This is a genomic window from Ruegeria sp. P10, from assembly GCF_056534925.1.
In genome coordinates, this window is the sequence record NZ_JBQERJ010000001.1 from 145,107 (window position 1) to 157,643 (window position 12,537).

Below are 12,537 nucleotides of genomic sequence, written 5' to 3' on the forward strand. Positions count from 1 at the left end.
ACGGAGCCCTTCATGTCTTCTCGTCGTCATGTCGTTCGTGAGATCTCGTATGCGCATTCCGCCGAAACCAAGGGGGGGCGGTTGGTCATCAGGCTGATGGAGAACACCACGGGACGGTTGCGTCTGATTAAACGGGCGGACGGATACGAAAAAGAAGTCGCAAAGGGTCGGGATTTTTGGTCGGTCATGGTCGATCGCTATGGATTGACCTTGGATGTCGTTGGTGGCGCGCTGGCGAATATCCCCAAGGAAGGTCCGCTTATCCTGATTGCAAACCATCCATATGGAATTCTGGATGGGCTGATGATGGGGCATATATTGTCTCAGACCCGTGGTGATTTCCGAATTCTCGCAAATCGCGTTTTCCGCAAGGCCGAAGACCTGAACCGTATCGTTTTGCCTGTTTCGTTTGATGAAACGAAAGAAGCGGTGAAACTGAACCTGGATACGCGAAAGACTGCATTGAATTACCTTGGCGATGGCGGCGCGATCGGGATTTTCCCCGGGGGTACGGTCAGCACCGGCGTTAATCCGTTTGCCCATCCTATGGATCCGGGTTGGCGCGGTTTCACGGCCCGAATGGTGGCGAAATCCAACGCCACTGTCGTTCCGGTGTTCTTCGACGGGCACACGTCACGTCTGTTTCAGATTGCTAGCCATATGCACAACACCCTGCGCATGGGGTTGCTGATCAAGGAATTCAAAAAACGTGTCGATACTCCGGTCAAAGTGGTGATTGGCACACCTATCGGGCGCGACATTCTGGATCCGCTGGGCAAGGATACGCGCAAGATGATGGATTTCCTGCGCAAAGCGACGTATGAGCTGTCTCCGACACCGCTGAAGTCTTATGACTATGGCTATGAATTTGAGGAACGGCATCGCGCCTGAAGGGGCTAATGGCAGTAGGTATCTTTGATTCCGGATTGGGCGGTCTTACCGTCCTGAGCGCCGCGCAGACACGACTGTCTGACGTTGATTTCCTGTATTACGCGGACAGCGCGCATGCCCCATACGGTGTGCGCGATGCCGAGGACATCTATCAGCTGACCCGAAAGGCCGTGCAGGACCTTTGGGATCGCGGCTGCAACTTGGTGATTCTGGCCTGCAACACCGCCAGCGCGGCGGCGCTGCGCCGGATGCAGGAAGAGGGCGTGCCTGAAGGCAAACGTGTGCTTGGTGTCTTTGTTCCCTTGATCGAAGCCCTGACCGAACGGCAATGGGGCGACAATTCCCCACCACGCGAAGTGGCGGTCAAGCATGTCGCCTTGTTCGCCACGCCCGCCACTGTATCCAGCCGGGCCTTTCAGCGCGAGCTGGCGTTCCGGGCAATTGGCGTGGATGTCGAGGCGCAGGCATGTGGTGGAGTCGTGGATGCCATTGAAGACGGTGACATGATCCTGGCCGAGGCGCTGGTGCGCAGCCATGTGGAAGCCCTCAAGCGCAAGATGCCTGAACCGCAGGCGGCCATTCTGGGCTGTACGCATTACCCGCTAATGGCTGACGTGTTTCAGGCGGCATTGGGACCTGACGTGCAGGTCTATAGCCAGGGGGAGTTGGTCGCGGAAAGCCTTGCGGATTATCTGCATCGCCACCCCAACATGCTGGGTAGTGGCCCGGGAGGGTTCCTGACGACAGGGAAACCCAATGTGGTGAGCGATCGGGCGACACAGTTCCTCCGACGACAAATCACATTCGAGGCTGCCTGACTTCGGTCAAGGACGCGGCCGCTCTGCTTTCATTATTTCAAGGCCGTCGCATCGGCGGTCGTAACATGTGACACACGTTGAGAAGAGGTCTGACATGACCCATAAAATCGCAATTCTGGGCGCTTCGGGTTATACCGGTGCGGAACTAGTGCGGCTGATCGCCGAACACCCTAACATGGAAATCGCCGCGCTGGCCGCCGAACGCAAGGCGGGGATGACCATGGCGCAGGTTTTCCCGCATCTGCGCCACATGGATCTGCCGGACTTGTGCAAGATTTCCGAGATCGATTTTTCCCAGATCGATCTGTGTTTTTGTGCCCTTCCGCACAAGACCAGCCAGGAAGTGATCAGTGCACTGCCCAAGGATCTGAAGATCATCGATCTGTCTGCTGACTTCCGGCTGACTGACCCGGATGAATATGAAAAGTGGTACGGAAACCCGCATTCCGCGCTCGAGCAGCAGGAAGAGGCCGTTTATGGCCTGACCGAGTTCTATCGCGACGAAATCCGGGGCGCACGGCTGGTGGCGGGTACGGGGTGCAACGCGGCAACCGGTCAATACGTTCTGCGGCCGCTTGTTTCTGCCGGGGTGATTGATCTGGACGATATCGTGCTGGATTTGAAATGTGCTGTCTCCGGGGCAGGGCGGTCGCTGAAGGAAAACCTGCTGCACGCCGAACTGAGCGAGGGCACCAACGCCTATGCCGTCGGCGGCACCCACAGGCATCTGGGCGAGTTCGATCAGGAGTTTTCCAAGCTGGCCGGTCGTGCGGTTCATGTGCAGTTCACTCCGCACCTGATCCCTGCAAACCGGGGCATTCTGGCCACGACCTACGTAAAAGGTGACCCGCTGAGCATCTATGAAACGCTTGCAAAGGCTTATGCGGATGAGCCTTTCATTCAGATGCTGCCGATGGGCGAAACACCATCGACCCACCATGTGCGCGGGTCCAACTTCTGTCATATCGGAGTTGTGGCAGATCGGATCGAACGGCGTGCGATCGTGATCGCGGCGCTGGATAACCTGACAAAAGGTAGCAGTGGCCAAGCCTTGCAGAACGCCAATCTGATGTTAGGTGAGATTGAAACCCGGGGCCTGATGATGGCACCGTTATTCCCGTGAGGACGGTATGAAAACGCTCAAGAAACGTCGCCGAGTACAAGTCATTCTGGTAGCTGTCGTTGCCTTGGTGGCATCGACGGCGTTGATTGGCTATGCCATGCGCGACGGGATCAACTTTTTCCGCTCGCCAAGCCAGGTGATTGCCGAACCACCCAAGCCGACCGAGGTCTTTCGGATTGGCGGCCTGGTCGAAGAAGGTTCGATCATCCGTGGGCAGGGCGAAACCGTACATTTTGTCGTCACCGACGGCGGCGAAAGCGTCAAGGTTTCTTTCACCGGGGTTCTGCCTGATTTGTTTTCGGAAAATCAGGGCATGGTCGGCACCGGACGTTACGTGAACGGCGTGTTCGAAGCCACGGAAATTCTTGCCAAACATGACGAAACCTATATGCCGAAGGAAGTCGTGGACGCGTTGAAAGAGCAGGGCGTGTACAAAGAGGCTGAAGAAAGCTGACCTGACCCACATTTGTGTTGAGGGCGTTGCGCGCGGGATGCGGGCAGCGCCCTCGGTCGTTCAGGCTTGTTAATTCTTTTTCGGGATCGTCAGCGCCATTCAACGAAATGAGGGCGCTATGCAAACGGTTCGGCAGATTGCCAATGAAATTGTGCGTCGGGAAGGCGGGTACGTGAATGACCCGGACGATCCGGGCGGGGCAACCAAATTCGGTGTCACCATCCATACGATGCGCCGGCTTGGACTGGATCTGACCGGGGATGGGCTGGTTGACGTGGCGGATGTCCGGGCGCTTACTCAGCGCGAGGCGGTCGACATCTTTGTTCAGCACTACTTTGAAAAGCCACGCATCGTGCTGTTGCCAGATGTTCTGCATGCCCCTGTTTTTGACATGTACGTCAATGCCGGTGCGCAAGCAGTAATAATCCTGCAACGGCTTTTGCGTGATATGGGGTTTGACGTCGTGGCAGATGGCGTGATCGGCGCGCAAACGGCACAGGCGTGCGAAGACGCGGCCCAACCAGACCCCAACGCGTTGCGCGATGCGTATGGTGTGGCGCGGCGGAACTATTACTTTCGGCTGGCCGACAAACGCCCGGCATCCAGAAAATACGCGCGCACCCGATCCGGTGGCAAAGGAGGCTGGATCAAACGGGCCGAAGAGTTTCTGTCGCCACGCTATCGTCTTACGGAAAGTGAATTCAAGGAAAGGGTTGCGGCATGGGGTTGATCTCGGGGGTATTGGCGCTGCTGTTTGGGGGCGGTCGCAACGCTGTGCGTGAGACGGTTGAAATATACCGGGAAAACGCCGAGTCCCGTGCCGAGCGCGCGACAGAGTTGCAAAGTCAGGCAATGACGCAGTTCGGCCGAGAGTTCGTGGTTCCTCAAAAAGGCCTGTTCGACCGCGTCATGGATGGCGTGAATCGGTTGCCGCGACCGGCGTTGGCACTAGGAACGCTGGGATTGTTTGTTGCCGCAATGGTGGATCCGCTGTGGTTCGCTGAACGCATGCAGGGCATTGCGCTGGTGCCGGAACCTCTTTGGTGGTTGCTGGGCGTGATTGTGTCTTTCTATTTTGGCGCGCGCCATCAGAGCAAAATGCAGGATTTTCAGCGGGATATAGGCGCAGCCATGCAGCGGTTGCCGACGGTCATGGGGAACATAGAAACAGTACGGGCCATGCGCAGCGACAGCCCGGGCGTCGCCGACCCCGGCCCTGATGGCAACCTGATACAGAACGCCTCGCGTCCTGATGCGAATCCAGCATTGACCGATTGGCGCAAGCTTCGGGGGCTTTGACCCGCGACACTATGTGCCCCCGGATCGTGCGAAAGTTAATGGCCCCCGGTTCGGCCTCGCAGTATATTCCGGGGCATGATTACAGAGCTTGGCCACTTCGCCCTCATCCTCGCCTTTTTCGTCGCCATCGTGCAAAGCGTGGTGCCTCTGATCGGTGCGTCAAAAAACTGGACCGGCTGGATGGCTTTTGCCGAGCCTGCTGCCATCGTCCAGTTTCTGCTGACTGCATTTTCCTTCGGTGCGCTGATCTGGGCATTCATCGTGTCGGACTTTTCGCTGCGGATCGTGGTCGAAAACAGTCATTCGGCCAAGCCGATGATCTACAAGATCAGCGGGACGTGGGGAAACCACGAAGGATCGATGTTGCTTTGGGTGCTGATTGTCACGCTGTTCGGAGCGATGGCGGCGTTCTTTGGGGGCGGGTTGCCCCCAAGCCTGAAGGCGCGTGTGCTTGCGGTTCAATCTGCCATTGCCGTGGCATTTTTTGCTTTCATACTGTTTACCTCGAACCCGTTTGACCGGCTGGCAATCGCGCCGTTTGACGGGCGGGATTTGAACCCGTTGTTGCAGGATCCCGGTTTGGCCTTCCATCCGCCGTTTCTGTATCTCGGCTATGTGGGGCTGAGCATGGCGTTCAGTTTTGCCATCGCGGCGCTGATCGAAGGGCGTATCGATGCGGCATGGGGCCGCTGGGTTCGCCCATGGACGCTGGCCGCCTGGGTGTTTTTGACAATCGGCATCGCGCTGGGGTCCTGGTGGGCCTATTACGAGCTGGGCTGGGGCGGCTTCTGGTTCTGGGATCCGGTTGAGAACGCTTCTTTCATGCCGTGGCTCCTGGCGGCAGCGCTGCTGCATTCGGCAATTGTTGTTGAAAAGCGCGAGGCGCTGAAAAGCTGGACCATCCTGCTGGCAATCATTGCCTTTGGGTTTTCGCTGATCGGAACATTCATCGTTCGTTCGGGGCTGCTGACCTCGGTTCACGCCTTTGCCAATGACCCGGAACGCGGGGTGTTCATCCTGTTCATTCTGGTGGTTTTCATCGGCGGGGCGCTGACTTTGTTTGCCGCGCGGGCGCAGGCGATGGAGGCCAAGGGTGTTTTCGGCATGGTCAGCCGCGAAAGCGCGCTAATCGTAAACAACGTCCTGCTGGCGGTCAGTTGTTTCGTGGTCTTTGTCGGTACCATGTGGCCGATGGTGGCCGAGATGATGTTTGATCGCAAACTCTCGGTCGGAGCGCCGTTTTTCAACGCTGCATTCTCCCCATTCATGGTTTTGCTGGGATTGATCCTTCCCATCGGGGCCATGTTGCCGTGGAAACGCGGGCGGATTGGAAAAACGGCCTGGTCGCTGCGCTATGCCTTTGGTCTCGCCTTGGCGATTGCCCTGTTGGTTTGGGCGATGCAGACCGGCCGCAGCGCTTTGGGGCCGGTGGGTCTGTTCCTTGGGGCGTGGATTACATTTGGCGCCATCGTTGATCTGTGGAGCCGTACGGGGCGCAATGGCAGCCTGAAACGCTTGTTCCGTCTGCCTGGGGCGGATTGGGGTAAAGCCGTTGCTCATACCGGGCTGGGTGTTACCATCTTTGCCATTGCAGGCCTGACTGCGTGGGAGGACGAGGATATTCGTGTCGCCCAACCCAACCAACCTTTCGAAGTGGGACAGTTCACGCTGACGCTGCAAGATGTCCGTCGGGTCGAGGGGCCGAACTATTTTTCGACTACGGCGGATGTTCTGGTTGAAAAGAATGGCCGTCCGATCGGGACATTGCACCCGGAAAAACGGGACTACCCCGTTGCGCGGATGCCCACGACCGAAGCGGCGATCGATTATCGTTTCCTCGGGGACCTTTACGTCGTGATCGGCGATCAACAGGCAGATGGTGGCTGGGTGATGCGAACCTATATCAAGCCGCTGGCAAACTGGATCTGGGGCGGCTGTATCCTGATGGCGCTTGGCGGTGTCCTGAGCCTGTGTGACAGGCGCTTCCGCGTGGCCGCAGGCGCAAGAAAAACCCCGGTCGGCGGAGTACCTGCGGAATGAAACGCCTTGTTCTGATTGTGATGATGTTCGCAACCCCTGTCTTTGCGGTGCAGCCTGACGAGGTTCTGGATGATCCGGTTCTGGAACAGCGTGCGCGGGATCTCAGCGCCGGACTGCGTTGCCTTGTGTGCCGCAATGAGAGCATCGACGAAAGCAACGCGGATTTGGCGCGTGATCTGCGCGTGTTGTTGCGGGAACGGTTGGTGGCTGGGGATACGGACGAACAGGCGATCGCGTTTATCGTTGATCGGTATGGCGAATACGTACTTCTGAAACCGACTGCCAGCGGCTCGAACCTGTTTTTGTGGCTGGCCGGGCCAATCATGCTGTTGATCGCTGCAGCGGTTGGGTTGAACTTTCTCCGTACCCGGTCCAAGGCCCGTGCGTCAGTGGACTCTGCCGCGTTGAGTGAGGACGAAAAAGAACGTCTGCGTCAAATTCTTGAAGACTGACGCGTGGTTCTGCTTTTCCCGTCCCGTCCGGGCCAGTAAGTGTGCAAAAACACATGGCGCGACGGGAGGGTTTTCATGAATTACGAAACGGTTGCTCTGGAGATTGCAGATGGTCTGGCAGTTCTGACGCTGAACAGGCCGGACAAGATGAACGCGCTGACCACCCAGATGCGGGCAGAGATTACGCACGCGATGAAAGATGCAGCGGTCAAGGCGCGCTGTGTCGTCATCACCGGTTCGGGCCCTGCGTTTTGTTCCGGGCAGGATCTGGGCGATGCCTCTTCGACCGGCAAGATCGATCTGGAACGGTCGCTGCGCGATGAATATGAACCGATGCTGGAGACGATCCACAATTGCCCGGTGCCCACGATTGCCGCGGTGAACGGACCGGCGGCCGGGGCAGGCGCGAACCTTGCCCTTTGTGCAGATGTGGTGATTGCCAGCGAAAGCGCCTATTTCCTGCAGGCATTTGCCCGTATCGGTCTGCTTCCCGATGCCGGGGGAACATGGTTCATGCCCCGTCAGATGGGGTTGGCCAAAGCAATGGGCGCGGCCTTGTTTGCCGACAAGATCACCGCAAAGCAGGCGGATGAATGGGGCATGATCTGGGAAGCCGTGCCGGATGACGCCTTCGCCGATCATTGGCGCAAGAGGGCAGAGTATCTGGCAAAAGGCCCCACGGCCGCCTATGGCGCAATCAAGCAAGCCATTCGCGGAACGTATGAAAACACCCTGCAACAGCAGCTTGCGACCGAGGCGCACCTGCAAGGCGAATGTGGCCGTTCGCGGGACTTTGCCGAAGGTGTTGTGGCCTTCATGGAAAAACGCCCTCCGAAATTCGAAGGGCGCTGATCAGGCTGGCATCATGCGCGGCGGCGGCGGCGTGTGCGGCGATCCGGTGCCGCATCATCGTCCGTCCCGTCCGAGGCGGATGTGAACGGACCCAGCGTATCAGTGATCTGATCGAGTGTCGGGCGTTCGCCACGAGGTGTGGTATCCAGCGCCTCACGCATCTTGCGCAGGTGGTCGGGCATGGTTCCGCAGCACCCGCCAATGATGGTCGCGCCGGCATCCCGCGCCATGGCGGCATACTGCCCCATCAGTTCGGGCGTGCCGTCATAATGGATGTGACCATCCACATATTTCGGAATGCCTGCATTGCCCTTCGAAATCAGCGGGCGTTCAGTCCCTTGCGCGGCAAATCCCAGTACGGTGCGCAGAATGTCGGATGCGCCGGTGCCGCAATTCGCACCGAAAGCGATGGGAGGATTCGGCAGGGTTTCGACCAGTTGTGCCAGATCGGCCGAGGTGACACCCATCATCGTGCGTCCGGCCGTGTCAAAGCTCATTGTGCCGCACCAGGGCATGTCGGCCAGGGCAAAGGCTTCGGCGGCGGCGCGAAACTCTTCCGGGGCGCTGATGGTTTCCACCCACAGAACATCCACCCCACCTTCTTTCAGCGCTTCCGCCTGTTCGTGGAACATTTCCACGGCTTCCGCGTGCGACAGGCTGCCGACCGGTTCCATGATTTCACCAGTCGGGCCGACCGATCCTGCAACGACGACAGGTCGTCCCGCCTTGTCGGCGATTTCGCGCCCCAGCTCGGCGCCGATGCGGTTAAGCTCGCCCACGCGGTTGTGCGCGTCATGCAGTTTCAGCCGTGCCGCTGTGCCGCCGAACGTGTTGGTCAGGAACAGATCGCTGCCTGCATCAACCGACCCCTGATACAGAGCCCGGATCTTGTCCGGGGCATCCACGTTCCAGAGTTCGGGAGCGTCACCAGATTGCAGGCCCATGTTGAACAGATTCGTTCCCGTGGCACCATCGGCCAGAATGGCGTCATTGGATTCCAGAAGCTTGCTCAGCGCGTTTGTCATAGGGTTGTTCCAGAAAAAGGCGCAAAACGCCGTTAAAAAAAGAGACGCCCCGTGTCTCATGACCAAGGCGTCAAATCAAATTCATAAAACTCATGAAGATCATGAGTCGGACGCCCTGGGCTCAGTTGGTCTCGCTCAGAACCTGTGCCTTGGCTTCCGGCAGAAGCTCGGCCATTTTTGCGCGGATTTCCTCGACCGAGGACAGGTTGCCCAGGTCACCCGAAACCTTGCGAACGACATCTTCGTGCCCGGCTTCCTCGAAGTCGGAAATCACGACCGTCTTTGCATATTCTTCGGCGTCGGCACCGGATTTACCCAGTTTTTCAGCAGCCCACAGACCCAAAAGCTTGTTGCAGCGGGCTTGTGCCTTGAACTGCATCTCTTCATCATGGGCAAACTTGGCTTCAAAGGCGTTTTCGCGTTCGTCGAACGTCGTCATAGGGCAAGGACCTCTTGGGTTATGTCTTCTTTCCTGATGATATGACTATACGACGTCCCATGCGCAAGGGATTTGCGCTGCGTCAAAGCCTCTCGGGTACATGAACTTGCGGGAAATGGGTGCTTGGACTATGAGGACGCCAACGTGAGGGGACTCAATCCCTCTGTGCAGAGTGGAAAGGTCGCTTATGGCGCGTCGCAAGAAAATCTACGAAGGCAAGGCCAAGATTCTGTACGAAGGCCCCGAACCGGGCACGATCGTCCAGTATTTCAAGGATGACGCCACCGCCTTCAACGCGGAAAAGAAGGACGTGATCGACGGCAAGGGTGTGCTCAACAACCGCCTGTCGGAATTCTTCATGACCGGCCTGACCCAGATCGGCATTCCGAACCACTTCATTCGCCGCCTGAACATGCGTGAACAGCTGGTTCGCAACTGCGAAATCGTTCCGCTGGAAGTGATCGTGCGCAACTATGCCGCCGGATCGATGTCCAAGCGCTTGGGCATTGCAGAGGGCACGCAACTGCCGCGCCCGATTGTCGAGTATTGCTACAAGGACGATTCGCTGGGTGATCCGCTGGTCACCGAAGAACATATCGCCGCGTTTGGCTGGGCCAGCCAGCAGGACATGGACGATATCCTCAGCCTTGCCTTGCGCGTGAACGATTTCATGAGCGGTGTGATGCTGGCGGTGGGCATTCGTCTGGTCGACTTCAAGATCGAGATCGGCCGCGTGTTTGAAGGCGATTATCAGCGACTGATCGTAGCTGACGAGATCAGCCCCGACAGCTGCCGCCTGTGGGATATCGAAACCGGCCAGAAACTGGACAAGGACGTGTTCCGCCGTGATTTGGGCAGTTTGACCGACGCCTATTCCGAAGTTGCACGCCGTTTGGGTGTCCTGCCCAACAACAATGTCACCAAGCCGACGCTGATCAACTAGGAACAGCCGGACCACAAGTTTGCCAAAGCGCCGCAACCGTGTTTGCGGCGTTTTTTCGTTCGCGGTTGAAATTGACAGTTTCCCGTTTCCCCAGCATGTTTGCCTCGGGCAGGCACAAAAGGTTCAGGATGGGTGTCAAATGGCGGAACTGTTTGATCAGACAGTATTTCTGAAGTTTCTGGCCGCCGTGCTTGCAATCTTCAATCCGCTTTACAACATCCCGATTTTTCTGAGCATGACGAAAAACTGCACCGCGGAAGAACGGCGGCATGTTGCGGTTGTTGTCATGATCTCGGTTACCGTCATTGCGCTGACCGCTGTTGTGATCGGGGAAGAGGTGCTTGGGGTTTTTGGCATTGATGTGCCGGCTTTCCGGATAGCCGGAGGGATCATCATCTTCGGAATCGGGATGTCGATGTTGAAGGCCGAGGACCGGCCGCCGGGCGATCAGGCCGCGATGGACGACGGGCACGAGCGGAAACTGAATTTTGCCGTCGTACCGCTGGCGATACCTTTGACCATCGGGCCGGGCACGATTGCCATCACGATCGTTTTTTCGCACCAACTGTCGAACGGCGCCGAAATCGTGACGCTGGGTTCGGCGATCCTGATTGCCTGCGCGATCGTGGGGCTGGGATTGTTGTTCGCAGATCAGATCTCGCGTCTGTTGGGTGAGACAATGATCAACGTCCTGACCCGGATCATGGCCATCCTGCTGGTCGCCGTCGCGGTCGAGATGGTTCTGACTGGCACGTTCCATGCGATTGACGCGCATTATCCGGGATTGGTCAAAGAAGGCGAATAGTTGGATTGCTGCGGCAAACTGCTTTGCAAACAGGGTTGTCGAAAGCCATTTGGCGCGCTATCCCCCGCGCAACGAAATGGGTCCCGGATTGCGGCCCGCAGGTGGAGTTGCCAAAATGAAAGCACGGGTTCATGTGATGCTCAAGAACGGGGTGCTGGACCCGCAGGGCGAAGCGGTTCGGCACGCATTGGGCGCAATGGGCTTTGATCAGGTCAAAGGTGTGCGGCAGGGCAAGGTGATCGACCTTGAACTGGCCGACGGGGCGACCGAAGCAGATGTGACCGAGATGTGCGAAAAGCTTTTGGCCAACACTGTTATCGAACGCTACGAGATCGAACTGGTCTGACGGAATGCGGGCCGCGCGTCTGATCACCTACCGTCAGCCGCTTGAGGTAACGACGATCCCGGATCCCGCACCTGCGGAAGACGGCGTGGTCGTGCGGGTGCTGGCCTGCGGCGTGTGCCGGTCTGACTGGCACGCGTGGTCTGGTTCGGACCCGGATGTCATCCTGCCCATGACCCCCGGTCATGAATATTGCGGCGAGGTGGTTTCCGTCGGCGCGCGCGTCACCCGGTGGCGTGTCGGGGATCGGGTGATTGCGCCTTTCATTCTGGCCTGTGGCCGGTGTTCGGATTGTGCGCAGGGTCATCAGACGATCTGCGCGGATCAGGTTGTGCCGGGGTTCACCTGTGACGGCGCTTTTGCAGAATATGTCGCGGTGGCCCATGCCGACGCGAACCTGACATCCTTGCCGGACAGCATCGCGCCGGACATCGCGGCCGCGTTGGGTTGCCGCGTGACGACAGCGTGGCAGGCATTGGTCGGTCGGGCACAGGTTCAGGGCGGTGAATGGATTGCCGTCTTCGGCGGCGGCGGTGTCGGGATTTCCACTTTGCTGCTGGGCAAGGCGCTTGGCGCACGTGTGGTAATTGTCGACATCACGGATGACAAACTGAACTATGCCCAGACTCTGGGCGCTGACGCGGTGGTCAATGCGGCAACCTGCGATGCGCCTAAGGTGGTGAAGGAAATCACCGGTGGCGGTGCCCATGTCGCGATCGAGGCGCTTGGCGTCGAAGCTACGACCGTTTCCGCGATGCGTTCCCTGCGCAAAATGGGGCGCATGGTGCAGATCGGGATGCCTGCCGGAGATCACACCCAGATGGCGTTGCCGATGGATGTGCTTTACTCTGACCAGCTTTCCGTCTTTGGCACACGCGGAATGCCAAGCTGGCGCTATCCGTCTTTGTTGTCGCTGATCGCGGGCGGTGGAATTGACCTGAGCCCGTTGGTTACGCGAAAAATATCTCTCAACCAGGTGAGCGCCGAGCTTGCCGCCTTTGACCACCCAACCCCTCCGGGCGTTGCGGTCGTCACCGATTTTGTCTCGTAGGA

Annotated in this window: 15 protein-coding genes; 13 read left to right on the forward strand and 2 right to left on the reverse strand. The window is 58.3% G+C overall.

All coding sequences use genetic code 11. The features are described 5' to 3' along the window. The first annotated feature begins 12 nt into the window (after nt 1-12). The 9 genes from ACR0FB_RS00685 to ACR0FB_RS00725 all read left to right on the forward strand — a co-directional run bounded on the left by ACR0FB_RS00685 (nt 13) and on the right by ACR0FB_RS00725 (nt 7,929). The gene (locus ACR0FB_RS00685) at nt 13-891 is read left to right on the forward strand and encodes a lysophospholipid acyltransferase family protein (protein WP_171632698.1); all 879 of its coding nucleotides are present in this window, start codon (nt 13-15) and stop codon (nt 889-891) included. Between the two features lie 8 nt (nt 892-899). Next, nucleotides 900-1,709 carry a glutamate racemase gene (locus ACR0FB_RS00690; RefSeq protein ID WP_171632695.1) on the forward strand — a complete coding sequence of 270 codons (810 nt, stop codon included), beginning with the start codon at nt 900-902 and terminating at the stop codon, nt 1,707-1,709. Between the two features lie 94 nt (nt 1,710-1,803). Next, nucleotides 1,804-2,832, forward strand: coding sequence for an N-acetyl-gamma-glutamyl-phosphate reductase (gene argC, locus ACR0FB_RS00695; protein WP_480619309.1), 1,029 nt, complete (start codon nt 1,804-1,806; stop codon nt 2,830-2,832). A gap of 7 nt (nt 2,833-2,839) precedes the next feature. Continuing rightward, nucleotides 2,840-3,286, forward strand: coding sequence for a cytochrome c maturation protein CcmE (ccmE, locus tag ACR0FB_RS00700; RefSeq protein ID WP_171116077.1), 447 nt, complete (start codon nt 2,840-2,842; stop codon nt 3,284-3,286). A gap of 118 nt (nt 3,287-3,404) precedes the next feature. After that, nucleotides 3,405-4,016: a holin-associated N-acetylmuramidase gene (locus ACR0FB_RS00705; protein WP_209833223.1), complete on the forward strand. Its 612-nt coding sequence runs from the start codon at nt 3,405-3,407 to the stop codon at nt 4,014-4,016. After that, a complete protein-coding gene (locus ACR0FB_RS00710) occupies nt 4,007-4,585 on the forward strand; it encodes a holin family protein (RefSeq protein ID WP_171632686.1) in 579 nt (192 codons plus the stop codon). Before ACR0FB_RS00705 ends, ACR0FB_RS00710 begins: the two co-directional genes overlap by 10 nt. Nucleotides 4,586-4,660: 75 nt before the next feature. Beyond that, nucleotides 4,661-6,625, forward strand: coding sequence for a heme lyase CcmF/NrfE family subunit (locus tag ACR0FB_RS00715; RefSeq protein WP_171116071.1), 1,965 nt, complete (start codon nt 4,661-4,663; stop codon nt 6,623-6,625). After that, nucleotides 6,622-7,077 (forward strand): cytochrome c-type biogenesis protein, encoded by a 456-nt coding sequence (locus tag ACR0FB_RS00720; RefSeq protein ID WP_480490111.1) that lies wholly within the window; start codon nt 6,622-6,624, stop codon nt 7,075-7,077. The genes ACR0FB_RS00715 and ACR0FB_RS00720 overlap by 4 nt, the downstream gene beginning before the upstream one ends. Before the next feature lie 75 nt (nt 7,078-7,152). Then, the gene (locus ACR0FB_RS00725; RefSeq protein ID WP_480487472.1) at nt 7,153-7,929 is read left to right on the forward strand and encodes an enoyl-CoA hydratase-related protein; all 777 of its coding nucleotides are present in this window, start codon (nt 7,153-7,155) and stop codon (nt 7,927-7,929) included. Between the two features lie 11 nt (nt 7,930-7,940). Here the strand turns inward: ACR0FB_RS00725 and bmt are convergent, their stop codons facing one another. Together bmt and ACR0FB_RS00735 are read right to left on the reverse strand one after the other, a co-directional pair. Then, nucleotides 7,941-8,954: a betaine--homocysteine S-methyltransferase gene (gene bmt, locus ACR0FB_RS00730; RefSeq protein ID WP_171632672.1), complete on the reverse strand. Its 1,014-nt coding sequence runs from the start codon at nt 8,952-8,954 to the stop codon at nt 7,941-7,943. 121 nt (nt 8,955-9,075) lie between these two features. After that, nucleotides 9,076-9,393: a DUF1476 domain-containing protein gene (locus ACR0FB_RS00735; protein ID WP_171632670.1), complete on the reverse strand. Its 318-nt coding sequence runs from the start codon at nt 9,391-9,393 to the stop codon at nt 9,076-9,078. 187 nt (nt 9,394-9,580) lie between these two features. On the opposite strand from ACR0FB_RS00735, the gene purC reads away from it, so the two are divergent. The 4 genes from purC to ACR0FB_RS00755 all read left to right on the forward strand — a co-directional run bounded on the left by purC (nt 9,581) and on the right by ACR0FB_RS00755 (nt 12,535). Continuing rightward, entirely contained in the window at nt 9,581-10,336 is a 756-nt protein-coding gene (gene purC, locus ACR0FB_RS00740; RefSeq protein WP_209833217.1) for a phosphoribosylaminoimidazolesuccinocarboxamide synthase, read from the forward strand. Between the two features lie 139 nt (nt 10,337-10,475). Next, a complete protein-coding gene (locus tag ACR0FB_RS00745) occupies nt 10,476-11,141 on the forward strand; it encodes a MarC family protein (RefSeq protein WP_210092316.1) in 666 nt (221 codons plus the stop codon). Between the two features lie 115 nt (nt 11,142-11,256). Continuing rightward, nucleotides 11,257-11,487: a phosphoribosylformylglycinamidine synthase subunit PurS gene (gene purS / locus ACR0FB_RS00750; protein ID WP_480619312.1), complete on the forward strand. Its 231-nt coding sequence runs from the start codon at nt 11,257-11,259 to the stop codon at nt 11,485-11,487. A gap of 4 nt (nt 11,488-11,491) precedes the next feature. After that, nucleotides 11,492-12,535, forward strand: coding sequence for a zinc-dependent alcohol dehydrogenase family protein (locus ACR0FB_RS00755; protein ID WP_480619314.1), 1,044 nt, complete (start codon nt 11,492-11,494; stop codon nt 12,533-12,535). The last annotated feature ends 2 nt before the right edge of the window (nt 12,536-12,537 follow it).